This is a genomic window from Clavibacter sp. AC415 (genome assembly GCF_979252985.1).
Map to the genome: position 1 here is coordinate 61,786 of NZ_CEEDAR010000016.1, position 21,039 is coordinate 82,824.

Annotated in this window: 15 protein-coding genes, 4 tRNA genes and 6 pseudogenes; 11 read left to right on the top strand and 14 right to left on the bottom strand. The window is 71.0% G+C overall.

Translation table 11 applies throughout. The features are described from left to right. The 4 genes and pseudogenes from thrS to ACZ411_RS07735 form a co-directional block, all read right to left on the bottom strand. Positions 1 to 1,928, bottom strand: a pseudogene (gene thrS / locus ACZ411_RS07720) (threonine--tRNA ligase). Positions 1,929 to 2,238: 310 nt separating this feature from the next. Further along, positions 2,239 to 2,313: transfer RNA gene (locus ACZ411_RS07725), tRNA-Val, on the bottom strand. 13 nt (positions 2,314 to 2,326) lie between these two features. Continuing rightward, positions 2,327 to 2,397 (bottom strand) — tRNA-Cys (locus ACZ411_RS07730). A gap of 50 nt (positions 2,398 to 2,447) precedes the next feature. Next, a tRNA-Gly gene (locus ACZ411_RS07735) sits at positions 2,448 to 2,519 on the bottom strand. Positions 2,520 to 2,799: 280 nt separating this feature from the next. Here ACZ411_RS07735 and ACZ411_RS07740 point away from each other — a divergent pair. Beyond that, positions 2,800 to 2,872 (top strand) — tRNA-Val (locus ACZ411_RS07740). Between the two features lie 64 nt (positions 2,873 to 2,936). On the opposite strand, the gene ACZ411_RS07745 is transcribed toward ACZ411_RS07740, so the two are convergent. Beyond that, positions 2,937 to 3,896 carry a sugar-binding transcriptional regulator gene (locus tag ACZ411_RS07745; protein ID WP_464169709.1) on the bottom strand — a complete coding sequence of 320 codons (960 nt, stop codon included), beginning with the start codon at positions 3,894 to 3,896 and terminating at the stop codon, positions 2,937 to 2,939. Between the two features lie 110 nt (positions 3,897 to 4,006). Here ACZ411_RS07745 and ACZ411_RS07750 point away from each other — a divergent pair, with 110 nt between their 5' ends. Next, on the top strand, positions 4,007 to 5,767 hold the full coding sequence (locus ACZ411_RS07750; protein ID WP_464169711.1) for a glycerol-3-phosphate dehydrogenase/oxidase: 1,761 nt from the start codon (positions 4,007 to 4,009) through the stop codon (positions 5,765 to 5,767). Between the two features lie 137 nt (positions 5,768 to 5,904). Continuing rightward, positions 5,905 to 6,397, top strand: a pseudogene (locus tag ACZ411_RS07755) (glutathione peroxidase). 34 nt (positions 6,398 to 6,431) lie between these two features. Here ACZ411_RS07755 and ACZ411_RS07760 read toward each other — a convergent pair. After that, positions 6,432 to 6,949, bottom strand: a pseudogene (locus ACZ411_RS07760) (mycothiol transferase). 84 nt (positions 6,950 to 7,033) lie between these two features. Here ACZ411_RS07760 and ACZ411_RS07765 point away from each other — a divergent pair. After that, positions 7,034 to 7,450, top strand: a complete 417-nt coding sequence (locus tag ACZ411_RS07765) for a YchJ family protein (protein ID WP_464169713.1) — start codon at positions 7,034 to 7,036, stop codon at positions 7,448 to 7,450. A gap of 33 nt (positions 7,451 to 7,483) precedes the next feature. Here ACZ411_RS07765 and ACZ411_RS07770 read toward each other — a convergent pair whose 3' ends face one another. From ACZ411_RS07770 to dhaK, 4 genes and pseudogenes are all read right to left on the bottom strand, one after another. After that, a complete protein-coding gene (locus ACZ411_RS07770; RefSeq protein ID WP_464169715.1) occupies positions 7,484 to 7,672 on the bottom strand; it encodes an HPr family phosphocarrier protein in 189 nt (62 codons plus the stop codon). Beyond that, positions 7,669 to 8,208 carry a dihydroxyacetone kinase phosphoryl donor subunit DhaM gene (gene dhaM, locus ACZ411_RS07775; RefSeq protein WP_464170084.1) on the bottom strand — a complete coding sequence of 180 codons (540 nt, stop codon included), beginning with the start codon at positions 8,206 to 8,208 and terminating at the stop codon, positions 7,669 to 7,671. Before dhaM ends, ACZ411_RS07770 begins: the two co-directional genes overlap by 4 nt. Before the next feature lie 15 nt (positions 8,209 to 8,223). After that, positions 8,224 to 8,859 (bottom strand): annotated as a pseudogene (gene dhaL / locus ACZ411_RS07780) (dihydroxyacetone kinase subunit DhaL); the annotation flags it as partial. A 3-nt stretch (positions 8,860 to 8,862) separates the two neighbouring features. Then, entirely contained in the window at positions 8,863 to 9,864 is a 1,002-nt protein-coding gene (gene dhaK / locus ACZ411_RS07785) for a dihydroxyacetone kinase subunit DhaK (protein WP_104289833.1), read from the bottom strand. A 279-nt stretch (positions 9,865 to 10,143) separates the two neighbouring features. Here dhaK and ACZ411_RS07790 point away from each other — a divergent pair, with 279 nt between their 5' ends. Both ACZ411_RS07790 and glpK read left to right on the top strand, forming a co-directional pair. Further along, entirely contained in the window at positions 10,144 to 10,896 is a 753-nt protein-coding gene (locus ACZ411_RS07790) for an MIP/aquaporin family protein (protein WP_464169718.1), read from the top strand. 27 nt (positions 10,897 to 10,923) lie between these two features. Next, a complete protein-coding gene (glpK, locus tag ACZ411_RS07795; RefSeq protein WP_094116052.1) occupies positions 10,924 to 12,441 on the top strand; it encodes a glycerol kinase GlpK in 1,518 nt (505 codons plus the stop codon). 93 nt (positions 12,442 to 12,534) lie between these two features. Here the strand turns inward: glpK and ACZ411_RS07800 are convergent, their stop codons facing one another. Together ACZ411_RS07800 and trpD are read right to left on the bottom strand one after the other, a co-directional pair. Beyond that, the gene (locus ACZ411_RS07800; RefSeq protein ID WP_464169720.1) at positions 12,535 to 13,281 is read right to left on the bottom strand and encodes an SOS response-associated peptidase; all 747 of its coding nucleotides are present in this window, start codon (positions 13,279 to 13,281) and stop codon (positions 12,535 to 12,537) included. Between the two features lie 49 nt (positions 13,282 to 13,330). Then, on the bottom strand, positions 13,331 to 14,386 hold the full coding sequence (gene trpD, locus ACZ411_RS07805) for an anthranilate phosphoribosyltransferase (protein ID WP_464169722.1): 1,056 nt from the start codon (positions 14,384 to 14,386) through the stop codon (positions 13,331 to 13,333). Between the two features lie 79 nt (positions 14,387 to 14,465). Between trpD and ctaE the strand changes: the two genes are divergently transcribed. The 5 genes and pseudogenes from ctaE (at position 14,466) to ACZ411_RS07830 (ending at position 19,778) form a co-directional block, all read left to right on the top strand. Then, the gene (gene ctaE, locus ACZ411_RS07810; RefSeq protein ID WP_094116055.1) at positions 14,466 to 15,104 is read left to right on the top strand and encodes an aa3-type cytochrome oxidase subunit III; all 639 of its coding nucleotides are present in this window, start codon (positions 14,466 to 14,468) and stop codon (positions 15,102 to 15,104) included. Between the two features lie 26 nt (positions 15,105 to 15,130). After that, positions 15,131 to 15,932: pseudogene (gene qcrC / locus ACZ411_RS07815) on the top strand (cytochrome bc1 complex diheme cytochrome c subunit). A 45-nt stretch (positions 15,933 to 15,977) separates the two neighbouring features. Continuing rightward, positions 15,978 to 17,087, top strand: coding sequence for a cytochrome bc1 complex Rieske iron-sulfur subunit (gene qcrA / locus ACZ411_RS07820; protein ID WP_104289836.1), 1,110 nt, complete (start codon positions 15,978 to 15,980; stop codon positions 17,085 to 17,087). Beyond that, a pseudogene (gene qcrB, locus ACZ411_RS07825) lies at positions 17,071 to 18,699 on the top strand (cytochrome bc1 complex cytochrome b subunit). The gene qcrA and the pseudogene qcrB overlap by 17 nt, the downstream one beginning before the upstream one ends. A 122-nt stretch (positions 18,700 to 18,821) precedes the next feature. Next, positions 18,822 to 19,778, top strand: coding sequence for a methyltransferase domain-containing protein (locus ACZ411_RS07830; RefSeq protein WP_464169726.1), 957 nt, complete (start codon positions 18,822 to 18,824; stop codon positions 19,776 to 19,778). Between the two features lie 402 nt (positions 19,779 to 20,180). Here ACZ411_RS07830 and ACZ411_RS07835 read toward each other — a convergent pair whose 3' ends face one another. Both ACZ411_RS07835 and ACZ411_RS07840 read right to left on the bottom strand, forming a co-directional pair. Beyond that, on the bottom strand, positions 20,181 to 20,618 hold the full coding sequence (locus ACZ411_RS07835) for a GNAT family N-acetyltransferase (RefSeq protein ID WP_464169728.1): 438 nt from the start codon (positions 20,616 to 20,618) through the stop codon (positions 20,181 to 20,183). A 4-nt stretch (positions 20,619 to 20,622) separates the two neighbouring features. Continuing rightward, positions 20,623 to 21,039: a cytochrome c oxidase subunit 4 gene (locus ACZ411_RS07840; RefSeq protein ID WP_094116060.1), complete on the bottom strand. Its 417-nt coding sequence runs from the start codon at positions 21,037 to 21,039 to the stop codon at positions 20,623 to 20,625.

The window sequence follows — 21,039 nt, forward strand, 5'->3', positions numbered from 1 at the left end:
TCAGACGGGCCACGCGGTCACCACCTGCTCGCGACGGGCGATGGCGCCCGTGATCCTCTCCACGGCCTCCGCCACCGGCACCCCGTTGACCTGCGTGCCGTCACGGAACCGGAAGCTCACGGACCCGGCCGCCCGGTCGTCCTCGCCCGCGATGAGCTGGAACGGCACCCGCGCCTTGGTGTGGGTGCGGATCTTCTTCGGCATCCGGTCGTCGGACGTGTCGAGCTGGACGCGCACCCCCTCCGCACGGAGCAGGTCGAGCACGCCGCCGAGGTACTCCTCGTAGTCCTCGGCCACGGGGATGCCGACGACCTGGACCGGCGACAGCCAGACCGGGAACGCGCCCGCGTAGTGCTCCGTGAGCACGCCGAAGAACCGCTCGATCGAGCCGAAGAGCGCACGGTGGATCATCACCGGCTGCTTCCGCGTCCCGTCGTTCGCCGTGTACTCGAGGCCGAAGCGCTCCGGCAGGTTGAAGTCGAGCTGGATGGTCGACATCCGCCAGGTGCGGCCGATGGCGTCGCGCGCCTGCACGGAGATCTTGGGGCCGTAGAACGCGGCGCCCGCGGGATCCGGCACGAGCTCGAGGCCCGTCTCGACCGCCACCTGGCGGAGCGTCTCGGTCGCCTCCTCCCATACCTCGTCGGACCCGACGAACTTCTCCGGGTCCTTCGTCGAGAGCTCCAGGTAGAAGTCGTCGAGGCCGTAGTCGCGGAGGAGCGACAGCACGAACCCGAGCGTGGCCTTCAGCTCGTCGGCCATGCGCTCGCGGGTCGTGAAGATGTGGGCGTCGTCCTGGGTCATGCCGCGGACGCGGGTGAGCCCGTGGATCACGCCCGACTTCTCGTTGCGGTACACGGTGCCGAACTCGAACAGCCGGAGCGGCAGCTCGCGGTAGGAGCGCTGGCGCGACCGGTAGATCAGCACGTGCATGGGGCAGTTCATGGGCTTCAGGTAGTAGTCCGCGCCCTGGCGCGTGATCTCGCCCTCGTCGTTCCGCGCCTCGTCGAGGTGCATCGCGGGGAACATGCCGTCCTTGTAGAAGTCGAGGTGCCCGCTGGTCTCGAACAGGTTCGACTTCGTGATGTGCGGGGAGTAGACGAACTCGTAGCCCGCGTCCTCGTGGCGCCGGCGGGAGTAGTCCTCCATCTCCCGGCGGATGATCCCGCCCTTCGGGTGGAAGACCGCGAGGCCGGAGCCGATCTCGTCCGGGAACGAGAAGAGGTCGAGCTCGGCCCCGAGGCGGCGGTGGTCGCGCTTGAGCGCCTCCTCCACGCGGCCCTGGTACGCGCGGAGCTCGTCCTTCGTGGGCCAGGCGGTGCCGTAGATGCGCTGCAGCTGCGGGTCTTCTCGGAGCCGCGCCAGTAGGCGGCCGCGACGCGCGACAGGGCCCAGCCGTTGCCGACCATGCGCGTGCTCGGCAGGTGCGGGCCGCGGCAGAGGTCGCGCCAGAACACCTCGCCGGTCTTGCCGTCGACGTTCTCGTACACGGTCAGCTCGGCACCGCCGACCTCGACGGACTCGCCGTCCTCGCCGAGCTCCTCGGTCGAGCCGCCCTTGAGGCCGATCAGCTCGAGCTTGTAGGGCTCGTCGGCCATGAGCTCGCGCGCCTCCTCCTCGGAGACCACGCGACGCGTGAACCGCTGACCCTGGCGGATGATGCGCTCCATGTTCTTGGAGATCGCCTTCAGGTCCTCCGGGGTGAACGGCTCGGCCACGTCGAAGTCGAAGTAGAAGCCGTCCGTGACGGGCGGGCCGATGCCGAGCCGGGCCGCCGGATTGATCTGCTGCACGGCCTGCGCCATGACGTGCGCCGCGGAGTGGCGGAGGATGGCGAGGCCGTCGGGCGAGTCGATGCGGACGGGCTCGACGACGTCGCCGGGGACGACCTCCGCGGCCAGGTCCCGCAGCTCCCCGCCGATGCGCATGGCGACGACCGCGCGGTCGGCGAACAGCGTGAAGCCGGTGCCGGCCTCGCTCGCCGTGACGGACGACGGCGTCTCCGCGGGCGCGGCCTCGTCGTGGATCTCGGGCTGGGCGGCGTCTACCACTGCGGGCTCCTTGCGGGACGGGGAGGGAACCGCCCCAGACTACCGGGCGCGCACGGACCGCTCCTCGCGGGGCGAGGCGGGTCGGGACGCCGGCCGCCGAGCACGGGCGGGAGGCGGGCACCGGCCGCCCGGCAGGCGCGAGTGCGTCGGGAATGCAAGAAGGCCCCGGTCTCCCGGGGCCTTCCGTTGGTGAGCGATACTGGGATCGAACCAGCGACCTCTTCCGTGTCAGGGAAGCGCGCTACCGCTGCGCCAATCGCTCATGCACTTGCTCGAGGTGGGGACGGGATTTGAACCCGCGTGGACGGCTTTGCAGGCCGCTGCCTCGCCTCTCGGCCACCCCACCACCGGTGGTTCCCACCTTGTGAAAGGGACCCCCTTCGGGGCCCCTGTTCGAGCGGATGACGAGATTCGAACTCGCGACCCTCACCTTGGCAAGGTGATGCGCTACCACTGCGCCACATCCGCATTTCGCTCGCTGCTCCCGGCTTCCCGGCAACCCTGCGTGCTCGATGACTCTAGCCGATGTCGCGACGCGGGTGCAAAACGAGCGCCGGCGGAGGGCGCCTCGCCGCCCGTCCACGACCTGTACGCCCCGTGTTCACGGGCTTCGCGGGCTCGATGCTCCCGAGGCGGGCCGGGCGTGTCGCGCGCCCGGCGCACCCGCGCGCGCCCCGTCACGTCGACGTGACCGCGACGGCCCTCGCGGTATGGCATCATGGAGCCGCACCGTCCGCGGTGCGAGCACGGGCGATTGGCGCAGTTGGTAGCGCGCTTCCTTCACACGGAAGAGGTCATCGGTTCGAGTCCGGTATCGCCCACCGAGCACCTGACGCATCGCTCCGTCGGATCCCCATTTCGGCTGTCGATCCGGCCCCCGGACACTCAGCGCAGCAGCTCCCTGGCCGTGCCCTCGTCGAGCACGATGTCCGTCACGAGGCCGGCCGCCAGGGCTCCGCGCACGCTCCGCGCCTTGGAGGCACCCGCGACCACGCAGACGCGACGGGGGGCGCGGCGGATGGTGGCGAGATCGGGGCCGCTCGCCCGCGCGTTGATCGCGATGTCGGCGGAGGAGCCGTCCTCGCGGAAGAAGACGGTGGAGACGTCGCCCACGACGCCGTCCGCGTCGAGGGCCCGCTGGTCCGACCGCTCCAGGTAGCCGCCCGAGTAGACGTGGCTGGGGACGAGGGCCACCGGCGAACCCACGCCGAACAGCACCATGTCCATCCGCTCCTGCAGCTCGAGCACGCGCTGGGTGCTCCGCTCGCGCCAGAGCGCCTGCTTGGTGGCGGGGTCGTCGAAGAACGCCGGCACCGGGAACTGCTGCACGGTCGCGCCGTAGGCGTGCCCGAAGCGCCGGAGGATCTCGCTGGCGTACATGATCCCGGTCGTCCGCACGTTCCCGGCCCCGTTGAGCTGGACCACGAGCGTGTTGTGGGTGGGCTTCGGCACGAGGTAGCGGCTCACCGCGCTCACCGTGGAGCCCCAGGCGACGCCGACCACCATGTTGGAGTCGACGTATTGCGTGAGAATCCGTGCAGCCGAGAGCGCCACGCGGTCGACCCGGTCGACGTCGCTCGTCTGGTCCGGGACGGGCACCACGTGCGCGACGACGCCGAAGCGCTCGTGCAGCTGCTCCCCCAGCACGGTGGCGAGGTCGAGGGGCGAGCGGATCTGGATGTCCACGAGGCCCGTCTCGCGGGCGAACGACAGGAGACGCGACACCGACGAGCGGCTGGTGCCGAGCTCCCGGGCGATGGCCTCCATCGTCAGGTCCTGCATGTAGTAGAGATGCGCGGCGCGGAGGGCGTCCTGCGTGCGCTCGTGCGCGATCCCGTCGACCATGACGACATGCTTGCACATCCGTGCACGGGCTTCGCGTGATCCGTTCGCGGGAGGAGGATGGAGTCATCAGGAAGCGCACCACCCACGCACCGACCAGGAAGAAGCTCCTCGTGACCACGTCGAAGAAGACCGACCTGCGGGACAACGTCGCCCGCATCCACGACCGCCCGAGCGCCCAGGTGCTCGTCATCGGCGGCGGCATCAACGGCATCGCGACGTTCCGCGACCTCGCGCTGCAGGGCGTCGACGTCGTCCTCGTCGAGCGCGCCGACTACGGCTCCGGCGCCTCGGCTGCCAGCTCGCACATGATCCACGGCGGCATCCGCTACCTCGAGAACGGCGAGTTCCGCCTCGTCCGCGAGTCGGTCGAGGAGCGCAACGGCCTGATCCGCATCGCGCCCCACTACGTGAAGCCGCTGCAGACGACCATGCCCATCTTCTCGACGTTCTCCGGCATCCTCAACGCGCCGCTGCGCATGCTGACCCACAAGCAGCGCTCCACCAAGGAGCGCGGCGCCCTCCTCATCAGCGTCGGCATGACGCTGTACGACTCCTTCTCCCGCGACGGCGGGTCCGTGCCGCGCCACCGCTTCCGCGTCGGCAAGGCCGCCCGCGAGGACATGCCCGCGCTCAACAAGGACGTCAAGTTCACCGGCACCTACTACGACGCTTCCGTGCACGAGCCCGAGCGCCTGGCGCTCGACGTGCTCAAGGACGGCCTGGCTGCGGGCGAGCACGCCCGCAGCGCCAACTACCTCGAGGCCGTGGGCGTCGCCGAGGGCGGCGTCACTCTCCGCGACGTGATCTCCGGCACGGAGTTCGTCGTGACGGCGGACGTGGTGGTCAACGCATCCGGTCCCTGGACCGACCTCACCAACGGGGCGATGGGCGGCGACACGAAGTTCATGGGCGGCACGAAGGGCTCGCACATCGTCGTCGACAACGCGGAGCTCCTCGAGGCCACCAAGGGCCGCGAGATCTTCTTCGAGAACAACGACGGACGCATCGTCCTCATCTACCCGCTCAAGGGCCGCGTGCTCATCGGCACCACCGACATCGACGCAGACCCGCGCGAGCCGGCCGTGTGCACCGAGGAGGAGGTCGACTACTTCTTCGACCTCGTCAAGCACGTCTTCCCGCAGATCGAGCTGAACCGCGACCACATCGTGTACCGCTACTCGGGCATCCGCCCGCTGCCTCGCCACGAGGACACCGCGCCCGGCTTCGTGTCGCGCGACTACCGGATCGTCGAGACCGAGATCGCCGGCCTGCCCGACACGAAGGTGCTGAGCCTCGTCGGTGGCAAGTGGACGACGTTCCGGGCCCTGTCCGCGCACCTCTCGACCGAGGCCACCACGCGCCTCGGCGTCGAGCGCTCGGTCGACACGACCGGCATGGCCATCGGCGGCGGCAAGGACTTCCCGTCCTCCAGCACGGCACGTGCGCGGTGGATCGCCACGCAGGCGGCCCGCGCCGAGGGGATCGGCACGGAGCAGGTCGACCGCCTCCTGAACCGCTACGGCACGCGCGCCACCAGCGTCATCGACGTCCTGGCGGGCCAGCCCTCCACGCCGCTCGCGACCGACCCCCACCTCACGCGGGCCGAGATCGCGTACTTCGCCACGCACGAGGACGCCGTGCACCTGTCCGACGTGGTGCTGCGGCGCACCAACCTCGCGTTCGTGGGCGGCGTCACGCACGAGATGCTCGCCGAGATCGCGGACGTCCTGCAGGAGGCGCTGGGCTGGAGCTCCGACGAGCGCGACGCTGAGATCCAGGACACGGTGGACGTGCTCCGGACGTACCACGGGGTCGACGTCGGCGCGACGAAGGTCGCCGCCGACGCCACCGTCACGGAGTTCGCGAACTAGCGCTGCCACGCGCGGATCCGTCCGCACCGGGAGGCCGGCCGCCAGGGGGCGGCCGGCCTCCCGTCGTCTGCGCGGCCCACCGTGCGGCGGCTCCGGAGGCGGCGCGCTCTGTCAGGGGACGGGTCTACCTTCGGCCCATGACCCATCCCCGGCTCGATGCGATCCCCCTCACCACGCTCCAGGGCGAGACCACCACGTTCGGCGCCTACGCCGACAAGGTCGTGCTCGTCGTCAACGTCGCCTCGCGCTGCGGGCTCGCACCCCAGTACGAGAAGCTCGAGCAGCTGCAGCGGACCTACGGGGAGCGCGGCTTCACGGTCATCGGCTTCCCCAGCAACCAGTTCCTCCAGGAGCTCGGATCCGCTGAGGCCATCGACGAGTACTGCTCCACGACGTGGGGCGTGACCTTCCCGATGATGGAGAAGGTCAAGGTCAACGGCCGCTCCGCCCACCCCGTCTACGCCGAGCTCGACGAGGACGCCGGACGCGGAGGGCAAGGCGGGGCGGGTCAAGTGGAACTTCGAGAAGTTCGTGGTGACGCCCTCGGGAGCCGTGCACCGGTTCCGGCCCACCGTGGAGCCGGATGCGCCGGAGATCGTCGCCCTCATCGAGGCCGAGCTGCCCGCCTGACGCCGGGCACCTCGCCTGCTCGTGCGCGTCGGCGTCAGCGGCGTCGTGCGACCAGCCCGGCCAGGTACGACGCCTGGCCGGCGTGCTGGAGGTCGTCCGACAGCACGCTGATCGAGCCGGGCGCCCAGGGTCACGGGCGGCGTCCAGCGCCTCGTCGACGACGCGGCCGAGCTCCCCGTCCTCCAGCCCGGCGAGGTACGCCAGCGTGGCCGACTGCACGGCCTCCAGGTAGCCGAGGAGGAGGTCCGCGGTGACCCCGGACAGCGCCGCGACGTCGTCCGGCGTCTGCCCGTAGCCCGTGGCCGACTCCTCGAACGGCAGGGCGAGGCGATCCGACCATCCGCCTGCGGTCCAGGTCTGGTCCGTCCCGGCGACATCGGCGACCTGGGCGTCCTGCACCCGAGCGAGGTGCCAGACGAGCCAGCCGACGGTGTTCGCCTCGGGATCCGGGCGGAACGCGAGGTCCTCGGCGTCGAGCCCCTCGATCGCGTCGCGCACGAGGTCCGCGATGCGCCCGTAGGCGTCCACGAGCAGGTCGGTGGCGGGGGTCATGGGGTCTCCTCGGATCGTGGGGCGGCCGGGCGGGCACCGCGGCGCCCCTCCATCCTGCTCCCGGTCGTCATGGGAGGCTCGGGCATGACGCGCCTCTCCCCCGCCGCCCCGTGGGCGACCCCCGACGACGACGCCTGGTGCCCCTGCACCGGCGGGGACCCGTACGGCGCCTGCTGCGGTCCGCTGCACCGCGGGACGACGCGGGCACCGACGGCCGAGCGGCTGATGCGGTCGCGGTTCTCCGCGTACTCGCTGGGCGACGCGGCGTACCTCGCCCGCAGCTGGCATCCCTCGACCCGACCCCCCGACCTCGAGCTCGACAGGTCGGTCCGGTGGTACCGCCTCACGATCCACGGCGCCTCACTGGGCGGGCCCGACGACGCGACCGGCGTCGTGGAGTTCACGGCGGCCTTCCGCCGCGACGGCGAGCGAGGCAGCCAGAGGGAGACGAGCCGCTTCGTCCGGCACGCAGGCGCGTGGGTCTACCTCGACGCGAGCTGATCGCGGAGCGTCAGCAGGAGGGCAGCTGCGCGCTCACGCCTCCCCGAACCCCGAGGAGATGAGCTCCACGAGCACGGTCACGGCCTCCTCGGCGTCGTCGCCCGTCGCCTCGACGACGACGTGGGCGCCTCGCGTGAGCCCGAGGGCCATGACGCCGAGCAGCGAGGCCGCGTTCTGGCCGTTGACGGTGACGGCGGAGGAGAACCCGGATGCGCGCGTCACGAAGTCGGCTGCAGGCCGGGCGTGCAGCCCGTCGCGGTTGACGAGGACCGCCTCGCCGCGCACGGTGCCGGGAGCCGTCCCGGAGCCGTCGTCGCCGTGGACCCGTGAGAGCCCGGCATCCGGGTCCTGCGCCGGCGTCCGCGCCCGCGGCGGAGGCGGCCGCCGCCGCGACCTCCTCGAGCTGAGCCCCCGGTCTCCGCGGCGACCGCCGCGGCGACGGCGCCCTCCACCAGAGGGGCCCGGACGACGACCACGCGTGCCGCGGCATCCTCGTCGAGCAGCTCCACGGCGGTCTCGGCCGTCAGGTACGCGGATCCGAGGTCGGCGAGGACGACGACGCCGTCGCCGCCCTCCGCCGCGGCCAGCGCCGCGGTCACGACGTCGAAGCTGGTCCCGATGCCGTCGTCGGCGAGCGTTCCGTCCCCGGATCCGCCGGCCGGCACGAGCGCCACGGTCGGGGCCATCTGCCGCGCGAGGTCGACGAGGCCGCGCGCGATGAGCGCGCTGTGGGACACGAGGACGAGTCCGACGCTCACGACGCGGTCCCGTCTGGCGTCGCGCGCGGTGTCGGCAGCCGCCCGGAGGATCAGCGCCGAGGACTGCGCGCCCGGATCGCGGTGGCCGACGGCCCGCTCGCCCAGGTACGAGGCACGCCCCTTGCGGGCGACGAGGGGCTCGGTCGCCTCCGCGCCGCGCGCCGCGGCGTCCGCGGCGGCCTCGAGGGCCTCGACGGGACCGGAGCCGCCGACGGCCGCGGTCCGGGCGGCCTCGGCCGCGGGACCCCACGCGTCCACCATGGTCTTGTCGCCGCGCTCGGCCTTGCCGCGCAGCACGATGCCGCCGAGCGCCGCCTCGAGCAGGTCGGCGACGGCGTCCGCGTCCAGGTCGTCGCGTCCTGCGACGGCGCCGGAGGCCTTGAGGTACGCCGTGCCGAGCAGTGGGCCGGACGCGCCTCCGACCGTGGAGATGAGCGTGGTCGCGACGGTCTTCAGGACGTCGGCCGGGGTGGCGTCGGAGGCGAGGCCCAGGAGCCTCTCCGCCACCGCGCTGAAGCCGCGGTCCAGGTTCTCGCCATGGTCGCCGTCGCCGATCTCGCGATCGAGGGTGATGAGCTCACCCCGCTGGTCGGCCACGACGCGCGCCGTCTCCGTGGCCCAGGCCACGACCCATCCGGTCCCGAGCGCCATCGACTACCTCCCCCACCGCAGCGCGGCGGTCTGCACGGGCGAGTCCCACAGGTCGAGGAGCTCGTCGTCGAGCTGCAGCACCGTCAGGGACAGGCCCTCCATGTCGAGGGCCGTGACGAAGTCTCCCACGAGGCGGCGGGCCACGGTCAGGCCGGCCTCCTCCAGCACCCCGGCCGCACGGCGGTAGGCGATGTAGAGCTCGGAGAGGGGCGTGGCTCCCATCCCGTTCACGAGGAGGAGCACGCGGCTGCCGGCGGGCGCCGCCAGGTCCTCGAGGACCGGGTCCAGCAGCCGGTCCACGATCGCGTCCACGGGCTCGAGCGGGAGCTTCACGCGCCCCGGCTCGCCGTGGATGCCGATGCCGATCTCCATCTCGTCGTCCTCGAGCGCGAAGCTGGGCTCGCCGGCATGCGGGACTGTGCAGGCCCGTATGGCGACGCCCATCGTCCGCACCTGCCGGACCACCCGCTCGGCGATCTCCGCGACCGCGTCCAGGTCGTCCCCGCGCTCGGCCGCGGCCCCGGCGAGGCGCTCGACGAGCACGGTGCCCGCGACACCCCGCCGCCCGGCCGTGTACAGGGAGTCGGTGACCGCGACGTCGTCGTCGACGATCACCGTCCGGACGCGCACGCCCTCCGCCTCGGCGAGCTCGGCCGCGGTCTCGAAGTTGAGGACGTCGCCCGTGTAGTTCTTCACGATGTGCAGGACGCCCGCCCCGGCGTCGACGGCGAGCGTGGCGGCGACGACGGGATCGGGGGTCGGGCTCGTGAACACGGGACCGGGGACGGCGGCGTCGAGCATGCCGTGCCCGACGAAGCCGGCGTGCAGCGGCTCGTGCCCGCTCCCGCCTCCGCTGACGAGCGCGACGCGCCCGGGCCGGGTCGGTTCCGCACGACGGACGTACAGCGGGTCCGCGCTCAGCGCGACGAGGTCGGGGTGGGCGGCGGCGAACCCCGCGACGGCCTCCTCGGCCACCGCCCTCGGGTCGTTGATCAGCTTCTTCACGGCCGGCTCCTCGCGGGTCTCGGGCGGCGGACGTCAGCCGCGCATCCGAGCCGGATCGAGGACGGGACTCGGTCGGCGGCGACTCGGGTGTTCGGCCAACATACGCCCGCGGGGAGGTCGTCCGACAGCCCCGGCCCGACCCTCCCGCGGGGGCAGGGATCCGCATGTCCACGCTGACCGCGGCGTCGGGATCGGCGCGGTCCCGGCACTAGATTGGTCTGCACCGCGACGACGCGGCAGAGGCCGCCCCGCCTCGACGAACGATGGGAGCACCACGCAGTGGATCTTGGAGTCATATTCCTCTCGGAGACGGTGGGCACAGCCCTCCTGGTCCTCCTCGGATGCGGAGTCGTGGCGAACGTCGCGCTCATCAAGTCGAAGGGGCTCGCCGGCGGCACCCTGATGGTCAACTTCGGCTGGGGCCTCGCGGTCTTCGCCGGTGTCACCGTCTCGTACGCGTCCGGCGCGCACCTCAACCCGGCCGTCACACTCGGCCTCCTCTCGCCGGGGAAGATCGAGGACGTCGCGAGCGTGCCGGTCTACATCCTCGCCCAGATGGTCGGCGCGATCATCGGCGCCGTCTTCTGCTGGCTGGCCTACAAGCAGCACTTCGACGAGGAGCCCGACGCGGCCACCAAGCTCGGCGTGTTCTCGACCGGCCCGTCCATCCGCAGCTACGGCTGGAACCTCGTCACGGAGATCATCGGCACCTTCGTGCTCGTCATCGTGATCCTCGGCTTCAGCCTCGCGAACAACCCCGACGCGGACGCCTCCACGCCCGCCGGCCTCTCGGCCCTCGGCGCGATCCCCGTCGCCCTCCTCGTGGTCGGCATCGGCGCCTCCCTCGGCGGGCCGACCGGCTACGCCATCAACCCCGCCCGCGACCTCGGCCCGCGCATCGCGCACGCGTTCCTGCCCATCAAAGGCAAGGGCGCCAGCGACTGGTCCTACGCCTGGGTCCCGGTCGTCGGTCCCGCCATCGGCGGCGTCCTCGCCGGCCTCGCGTCCTACGCGCTGCTCCCCATCCTCTAGAACCCTCGACCCACAAGGAGAGACCACATGAGCGAGAAGTACATCGTCGCCATCGACCAGGGCACCACCAGCACGCGGGCCATCGTCTTCGATCACAGCGGATCGATCGTGTCCACCGGCCAGCTCGAGCACGAGCAGATCTTCCCCCGTGCCGGCTGGGTGGAGCACGACGCGATGGAGATCTGGCGCAACACGCGCGAGGTCATCGGCCAGGCCCTGTCCAAGGCCGACATCACGCGCCACGACGTCGAGGCGGTGGGCATCACCAATCAGCGCGAGACCGCCGTCGTATGGGACCGGACCACGGGCAAGCCCGTCTACAACGCCATCGTCTGGCAGGACACCCGCACGCAGAAGATCGTCGACCGCCTCGCGGCCGACGGCGGCGTCGAGCGGTTCAAGCCCACCGTCGGGCTGCCCCTCGCGACCTACTTCTCGGGCACCAAGATCGTATGGATCCTCGAGAACGTCGACGGGGCGCGGGAGAAGGCCGAGGCCGGCGACCTGATGTTCGGCACGACCGACACCTGGGTCCTCTGGAACCTCACGGGCGGCACGGACGGCGGCGTGCACGTCACCGACGTCACGAACGCCTCCCGCACGCTCTTCATGGACCTCGAGACCCTGCAGTGGGACGACGAGATCCTGAAGGCGTTCGACGTCCCCCGCTCGATGCTCCCCGAGATCAAGAGCTCCTCCGAGGTCTACGGCACGGTCGAGTCCTCGAGCCTCCTCCGCGAGGTGCCCATCGCGGGCATCCTGGGCGACCAGCAGGCGGCCACCTTCGGCCAGGCGGCGTTCGACCAGGGCGAGTCGAAGAACACATACGGCACCGGCAACTTCCTGATCTTCAACACCGGCACCGACATCATCCACTCGCAGAACGGCCTCCTCACGACGCTCGGCTACAAGCTGGGCGACGCGGAGCCGCACTACGCGCTCGAGGGCTCCATCGCCGTCACCGGCTCGCTCGTGCAGTGGATGCGCGACAACCTCGGCCTCGTGTCGAGCGCCGCGGAGATCGAGACGCTCGCCGCCACGGTCGAGGACAACGGCGGCGTGTACTTCGTCCCCGCGTTCTCCGGCCTCTTCGCGCCGTACTGGCGCTCGGATGCGCGCGGCGCGCTCGTCGGCCTCACGCGCTACGTCAACAAGGGCCACATCGCCCGCGCCGCGCTGGAGGCCACCGCCTTCCAGACGCGCGAGGTGCTGGACGCGGTCAACGCCGACTCCGGCGTCGACCTCACGGAGCTGAAGGTCGACGGCGGCATGATCGCCAACAACCTGCTGATGCAGTTCCAGGCCGACATCCTCGGCGTGCCCGTCGTCCGGCCCGTCGTCGCGGAGACCACCGCGCTCGGCGCCGCCTACGCGGCCGGCCTCGCCGTCGGATTCTGGAAGGACCTCGACGACCTCCGCCAGAACTGGCAGGAGGACAGCCGCTGGACGCCCGACATGGACGACGCCGAGCGCGAGCGCCAGCTGCGCCTCTGGAAGAAGGCCGTCACGAAGACCTTCGACTGGGTCGACGACGACGTGCAGTAGACCTCACCCGTCACGACAGCACGCCCCGTCTCCTCGTGAGGCGGGGGCGTGCGTCGTCGTGGACGGCGCTCCCGCCCTCCTCGAGCGCGGGCCCTACAGGAGCGTCGGCTGCACGTCGGGGCCGGGAGCGTCGTCGAGGGGCGCGACGAGGTCCGGGCCGTCGTTGCGGACGCTGTTCACCCGCCGGCTGACCGGACGCGGCACGAGTCGCTGCTCCGGGAGGGACCCCAGGAGGTGCCGGACGTCATCCACGGCCACCGTCTGCGCGTCCAGCCAGTCGTCCAGGCGGTCGCGGGGGACGATCACCGGCGTCCGGTCGTGGATGTGCCCGAGCGCGTCGCTCGCGGCCGACGTGATGATGGCGAGGCTCCGCAGCCACGCGCCCGGCTCGCCGTCGGGGATCGCGGGATCGCGCCAGTGCTCGTACACGGCCGCGAACGCCAGGGGCCGCTCGTCCTCCCCGTGCAGGTACACGGGCTGCTTGCCGACCGACGTCACCTGCCACTCGTAGTAGCCGTCGGCCGGCACGATCGCTCGGCGCGTGAGGACCGCGCGGCGGAAGGTCGGCTTCTCGGTCACCGTCTCGATGCGCGCGTTGATGAGCGGCGCGCCCTGGACGGCCTTCGCCCACGGCGGCACGATCCCCCACCTCGCGGCGGTCAGCACGCGATGCACCGGGGCGTCCGCATCGCCGTGCGGACGACGGTCCGCGATCATCCGCACGGTCGTGGTCGGCGCCACGTTCCATGACGGAGCCCGGTCCTCGCCCTCGACGTCGTCCACCGACCAGTCGCCGACGAGGTCGCCCGTCGCACGTGCCACCACGAATCTCCCGCACATGCGACCAGTATCCGCCGCACCCCGGCAGCGCTGGAGCGCAGGCCGCCGATCAGGCGCGCGTGGCGGCCGCCCACTCCTCGAGCTTCGCAGCGGCACGCCCGGAGTCCACCGCGTCGGCCGCGACGGCCAGCTTCTCCCGCAGCCGGCGCGCCATGGGCTGCTGCACGCGCGTCGGATCGTCCATGAGGTCGAACGCCTCGAGCCCGGCCGCCGCGTTCAGCAGCACGACGTCCCGCTGGGGCCCGTGCTCGCCGGCGAGCACGCGGCGGATCACGGCCGCGTTCTGCTCCGGGCCCTCGCCGAGGAGCGCCTCGATGGGGGCGCGCGGGATGCCGAGCTCGAGCGGGTCGAGGTCGTGCTCCGTCACCGCGCCGCGGCTCACCTCCCAGATGTGGCTGTGGCCGGTGGTGGTCAGCTTGTCGATGCCGTCGTCGCCGCGGTAGACGAGCGCGGTCGCGCCCCGCGTGCGGAACACGCCCACCATGAGGGGCACGCGCGAGAGGTCCGCGACGCCGACGGCGGACGCCTCGGGACGCGCCGGGTTGCAGAGCGGTCCCAGGACGTTGAAGAGCGTCGAGATGCCGAGCTCGCTCCGCGTGGCCGACGCGTGGCGGAAGCCCGGGTGGAAAAGGGCCGCGTGCGCGTACGTGATCCCCGTCTCGCGCAGCACCTCCGCGACCCGCGTCGGGGTGATCGTGAGGTCGACCCCGAGGGCGGTGAGCACGTCCGACGCCCCCGACGAGCTGCTCGCGGCCCGGTTGCCGTGCTTGATGACGGGCACCCCGGCCGACGCGGCGATGACGGACGCCACCGAGGAGATGTTGAGGACGGCGCCGTAAGGGTCCCCTCCCGTGCCCACGATGTCGAGCGCGCGGGGATCGGCGTCGAGCGGCACCGCGTCCTCGAGCACCGCGTCGCGGAAGCCGACGATCTCGTCGACGGTCTCCCCGGAGGCCCTCAGTGCCACGAGGAGCCCGCCCAGCTGCGCGGATGTGGCCTCTCCGCGCATGACCTGCCGCATGGCCCAGGTCGACTCCGCGACGGAGAGGTGGCGGCCCTCGATCAGGGTCGTGATGAGGGCGGGCCAGGTCGGGACGGAGGGCATGCGGATCAGCCTAACGAGAGGCTGGACGGGATCTCACGGGCGGCCGGGGTGGGCGTCGGCGTCGTCCGCCTGGGACATAATGGAACCTGTGACGACGACCTCAATCTCCCCAGCATCTACCGCGCCGGTGGTGAACCGACCGAACACGGTCGCCGTCGGCACCATCGTGTGGCTCGGAAGCGAGGTGATGTTCTTCGCGGGCCTGTTCGCGATCTACTTCACCCTGCGTTCGACGTCCGGCGCCCTCTGGGAGTTCGAGGCGGGCCGCCTGAACGTGCCCTTCTCCCTCGTGAACACGCTCATCCTCGTGTCGAGCTCGTTCACCTGCCAGTTCGGCGTGTTCGCCGCCGAGCGCCTCCAGGCCCGCGCCACGGGATGGAAGCCGAGCCAGTGGGGCACGGTCGAGTGGTTCTTCCTCACCTACGCACTCGGTGCGGTCTTCGTCGTCGGCCAGATCTTCGAGTACGCGACCCTCGTCACCGAGGGCATCACGCTCAGCAGCAACGCCTACGGCTCGGCGTTCTACATGACCACGGGCTTCCACGGCCTCCACGTCACTGGCGGCCTGATCGCCTTCCTCCTCGTCATCGGGCGCATCTACGCCGTCCGGTCGATGGGGCATCGGGAGGCCACCAGCGCCATCGTCGTGTCCTACTACTGGCACTTCGTCGACGTCGTCTGGATCGGGCTCTTCCTGGTCATCTACGTCCTCAAATAGCACCGAGCGGGAGCATCGAACACAGCATGAGCACCAAGACAGCACGCGCCCGCCGCACCGGTCGGCGCAGCCCCCTGACGACCGTCGCCCTCCTCGCCATCGGCCTGCTCTTCACGGGCGGCGCCTACGCGCTGATCCAGACGGGCACCGCGTCGGCCGAGGTCGACCTCAAGTCCGCGCAGACCATCGACGAGGGCCAGAAGCTCTTCGGCTCCAACTGCGCCACCTGCCATGGCATGGACGCGACCGGCACCGGCGTCGCCCCTAGCCTCATCGGCGTGGGCGCCGCGTCCGTCGACTTCCAGGTCGGCACCGGCCGCATGCCGCTGCAGGCCACCACGGTGCAGGCCGAGGAGAAGCCGACGCAGTTCACGGACACGCAGGTGAAGGAGCTGGCCGCCTACGTCGCGTCCCTGGCCCCCGGCCCCGCCATCCCGGACAGCCAGTACCTCGACGGCGAAGGGGACGCGGCGAACGGCGCCGAGCTCTTCCGCATCAACTGCGCCATGTGCCACAACGTCGCCGCGGCCGGAGGCGCCCTCACCGAGGGCAAGTTCGCCCCCAGCCTCGAGGGCGTGGCTCCCGTCCACATCTACGAGGCGCATGGTCACCGGCCCGCAGAACATGCCGGTCTTCAACGACACCAACATCTCCCCCGAGGACAAGCGCGACATCATCACGTCGCTGCAGTACATCGAGGAGAACAGCACGGTCGGCGGCGCGAACCTCGGCGGGCTCGGCCCGGTCTCCGAGGGGCTCTTCATGTGGATCTTCGGCCTCGGCGGCATCGTCGCCCTGACCGTGTGGCTCACGGCCCGGTCCAACTGACGCCCGCATCGATGACCTGCACCAGAACACCAGAGAGGCACGCACATGGCACACGACGATAAGGACGAGTCGGGCGTCGTCCCCGCGGGCTACGACGCCGGCGAGCTCGAGTCAGCCGGCCGTGACGTCGTGCTCGCCGGCGGCACCGCCGTCGCCACACGCGACGCCTTCCAGAACCCGGGCTTCCCGGAGCACCGCCTCCGCGTCACCGACAAGGACCCGAAGAAGGCGAAGACCGCCGAGCGCGTCGTCTACACCTGGTTCTACCTGTCGATCGTCGGCAGCGTCTTCGCGATCGGCGCCTACTTCGGCTTCCCGATCTACGCGGACGACCCGGGCAGCGTGCGACTCAACAACCTGTTCCTCGGGGTCGGCATCGCGCTGGCGCTCCTGAGCCTCGGCATCGGCGCCATCCACTGGTCGAAGGCGCTCATGAGCGACCACGAGCTGATCGACGAGCGCCACCCGCAGGGCGGTTCGCCGGCCACGCAGGCGCGCGCCGTCGAGATCTTCGCGCAGGCGAACGAGGAGTCCGGCTTCGGCCGCCGCTCCCTCATCCGCAACAGCCTGATCGGCGCACTCGTCGCCTTCCCGCTCCCGGCCGTGGTCCTGTTCCGCGACCTGTACCCGGGGAGCGCCGAGGAGCCCGCGTCGGCCCTCAGCCACACGCTGTGGAAGAAGGGCGAGGTGCTGACCCGCGACCCCTCCGGCACGCCCATCAGGGCGTCGGACGTCACCATCGGCTCCGCCTTCCACGTCATCCCGGCCTCCCTCATGGAGCTCGAGGAGGGCAAGCTCGAGGAGAAGGCCAAGGCCGCGGTGCTCCTCATGCGCCTGCGTCCGGAGGACCTCATCGAGGCGCCCGATCGCAAGGGCTGGTCCTATGACGGGATCGTCGCCTACTCCAAGGTCTGCACGCACGTGGGTTGCCCGGTGGCGCTCTACGAGCAGCAGACCCACCACCTGCTCTGCCCCTGCCACCAGTCCCAGTTCGACGTGACCAACCACTGCGAGGTCATCTTCGGACCGGCCAAGCGGCCCCTGCCGCAGCTGCCCATCGCCGTCAACGACGAGGGCTACCTCATTGCACAGAGTGATTTCACCGAGCCCGTAGGGGCGAGTTTCTGGGAGCGTCGTGGTGACTACAACAGCTGATCCGACCACGACGGGTGCCACCGCGCCCGCCGCCAAGAGCGGGGGCGGCCTCACCGCCGCCGCCGCGACATACCTCGACGAGCGCACCAGCGTCAGCGTCGCCGTCAAGGAGTTCGGGCGGAAGATCTTCCCGGACCACTGGTCCTTCATGCTCGGCGAGGTGGCGCTCTACAGCTTCGTCGTCATCCTGCTGACGGGCTCCTGGCTCACCTTCTTCTACGACCCGTCCATGGCGGAGACGCACTACGAGGGTTCGTACGCGCCCCTCAAGGGCGTCGAGATGTCCGTGGCCATGTCGTCGTCGCTCGACATCTCGTTCGACATCCGCGGCGGCCTGCTCATGCGGCAGATCCACCACTGGGCGGCCCTGCTGTTCGTGGCGTCCATCGGCCTCCACATGCTGCGCATCTACTTCACGGGTGCGTTCCGGAAGCCGCGCGAGCTGAACTGGTTCATCGGCTTCGTCCTCTTCATCCTCGCGATGGCCGAGGGCTTCACGGGCTACCTCCCGACGACCTGCTCTCCGGAAACGGACTGCGCATCATCGACGGCATGGTGAAGGGCATCCCGGTCATCGGCACCTGGATATCGTTCCTCCTCTTCGGAGGCGAGTTCCCGGGCACGGCGATCATCCCGAGGCTCTACACGCTGCACATCCTTCTGCTGCCCGCGATCCTCGTGGCCTTCCTGGCGCTCCACCTCCTGTTCGTGGTCGTGCACAAGCACACCCAGTTCGCCGGCCCCGGCCGGCACGAACGAGAACGTGGTCGGCGTCCCCGTGCTCCCCACGTTCGCGGCGAAGGCCGGCGGGTTCTTCTTCGTCGTCTTCGGCGTGATCGTCGTCATGGCGTCGTTCTTCACGATCAACCCGATCTGGAACTACGGGCCCTACGACCCCTCGCCGGTCTCGGCGGGAACGCAGCCCGACTGGTACATCGGCTTCGCGGACGGCGCCCTGCGCCTCGTCCCGCCGGGACTCGAGTTCGTGCTGTTCGACCACACGTTCTCGTTCAACATCATCCTGCCGATCACGGTCCTGGGCCTGTTCATCGTGCTCGTCGCGCTCTACCCCTTCATCGAGGCGTGGATCACCGGCGACAAGCGCGAGCATCACATCCTCGACCGCCCGCGCAACGCCCCCACGCGCACCGCCATCGGCGCCGCGGGCGTCACGTTCTACGCGGTCCTCTGGTCCGCCGCGAGCTCCGACCTCATCGCCACGCACTTCAAGGTGTCGATGGAGGGCGTCATCCACACGCTGCAGGCGCTGCTGATCCTCGGACCGGTCATCGCTTACCAGGTCGCGAAGCGCATCTGCCTGGCGCTCATGAAGAAGGACCGCGAGATCGCCCTCCACGGCGTCGAGTCGGGCCGCATCGTGAAGCTCCCCGGTGGTGAGTTCATCGAGGTCCACGAGCAGCTCGACGAGTACGAGCGCTGGCGCCTGGTGAGCTACGACGACTACAAGCCGCTCATGATCCGCCCGGACAGCCGTGGACGCATCACGGTCAACCAGCGGGCTCGCGCGGCACTGTCCAAGTGGTTCTTCGAGGACCGGATCTCCCCGGTCACCACGAAGGACGTCGAGCGCAGCCACGGCGACCACCACTAGCAGCAGTCCCTCGCGCTGATGCGCGACGCACGAGAGCCGGTCCGGCCCAGCTGGACCGGCTCTCGTGCGTCCAGCCCCTTCCTCCCTCCCCCGCACCCGCAGCACGCATCCGAGGAGCGCTCGTGGATCTCGCCCGACTCGCCCTGTGGCTCCGCTGCCCTACCTGCGACCAGGATCTGCAGCCCGCTCCCCCGCTGTCCCTCCGGTGCCCGCGCGGCCACGCCGTCGATGCGAACAAGCGCGGCTACGCATCGCTCCTCGCACCGTCGACACGCGTCGTGGGCGACTCCGCACCGATGCTGTCCGCCCGTGCCCGATTCCTCGCCCGCGGCCACTTCGCCCCCGTCGTCGATGCGCTCGTCGACGGACTGGCGGCAGCCGGGGCGACCGCCCGAGAGGATCTGTCGGCCGCCCCCCGCCCTGAGCGCCGGTTCCTCGATGCCGGCTGCGGGACGGGCTACTACCTCCACCAGCTGCTCGACCGCGCCATCGCGTCGAACGGACTCGCGGCCGACCTCTCCCCCGCGGCGGTCAGCGCCGCCGTGCGCGGTCGTCCGGACGTCGACGGGGTCGTCGCCGACACCTGGGCCGGGTTGCCCCTCCGAGATGGCACAGCGGACGTCGTGCTCGACGTCTTCGCTCCGCGCAACATGGGTGAGTTCCACCGCGTCCTCGCTCCCGGCGGTCTCGTGGGCGTCGTCACCGCAGGGCCCGACCACCTCGCGGAGCTCCGCGCGGAGGGCCGTGCGGTAGGCGTGCAGCCCGACAAGCGGGAGCGCATCCTCGAGTCGTCCGCCGGCTTGTTCGACACGGCGTCCGAGACCCGGGTACGGCGAGAGCTGCTCCTCTCGGACGAGGACATCGAGCTCCTCCTCGGGATGGGCCCCTCGGCGCATCACCAGGCGCAGCCGTCGGTCGACGATCGGGTCGCCGCGCACGAAGGATCCTCATCGGGTTCTCGAGCGTCCGCGACCACCTGCGACACCGTAGAGCCCGGCCGCCCGGTCACGCTCGACGTCATGGTCTACGTCCTCACCCGCCGGGACGCCTCGGACACGGCGCACCACGTCCCCGCCTGACCAACCGACAGGCATGTCCCGACGGTCCGCGACCGGCATGCCGCGCCGGCATGCGCAGAGCAGGTCCCGACGGCGCTGAGCGCTCAGCGCGTCGCTCTCGCATCTCCGCACCGGCGCATGCGGGAGCTGTGGTCGTCGGATCACACCCGCTGCATCCGCTCGTCACGGCTCCCGTCAGATCGGGGAGGGAGGCCCTGGGAGCTCTGCGCGCCGTGGTGAGCTGAGCACGCGGTCTCCTGGGGCTCAGCAGAGCCGGCGGGTGTCATCCCACATCGTTCCACCCGACGGCGCACACGGGTGAGCGGACGCGGACGGGTTACCTGCGTGGGCACCCCACCGGACGCACGACGCCCGGCCTCCTGGGGAGGCCGGGCGTCGTCAGGCTTGCAGGAGAGCGCGACGTCAGCGGAGGAGCTTCTTGTAGAACTCCGCAGTCCGCTCGTAGCCGAGGCGCTTGTAGAACTCCCCGGCCCGTCGGGTGCTCATGGTGATCTGCCCGACACCACGGTCACCGCACAGGCGCTCCACGGCACGGACGAGAGCGGAACCCGTCCCTCCGCTGCGCGCTCCCGCATCCACGACGAGCTCCTCCAGGTGGGCGCTGAGCCCCCCGGCGTAGAGGAGCCGGCTGACGACGAGGTAGGCGTAGCCCACGACCGAGCCGTCCTGCTCGGCGACCAGCAGGACGTCCCGGCCGACGTCCTTGTTCGCCCGCAGGATGTGGGAGAACGTGACGTCGAAGTCGTCCCGGGTCGCCGGGGCGTCGATCATGTCCAGCTGCTGGCAGAGGGCGAAGACCGCGTCCCCGTCGGATGCCGCAGCGTGCCGGATGTCGACCATCGGATCAGCGCGCGAAGTAGCCGCGGTAGTACTCGTAGGTCCAGCCCACGAGCGCGATGATCGCGAGGCAACCGCCGATGAGGGCGATCCAGATGCCGACGGCGAGGCCGAGGAACACCGAGGCAGCACCGGCGGCGAGGATCACGGGCCACCAGCTCCAGGGGCTGAAGAAGCCGAGCTCCGGATCGCCGTCGTCCACGTTGGCGTCGCTGCGGTCCTCCGGGAGCTCGCCGTTCTGCGCTGCGTAGAGGCGCGCCACGAAGAAGCCGATGAACGCCGCCAGCGCACCGGAGAGGGCGATGCCCAGCGTTCCGACCCACTCGACCTCACCGGTGTCGATGATGTGCCAGACCGTGTAGGCGGCCGCCGCGATGACGAAGAAGACCGCGAGGACGTAGAAGAGGTTCCTATTGGCGCGCAC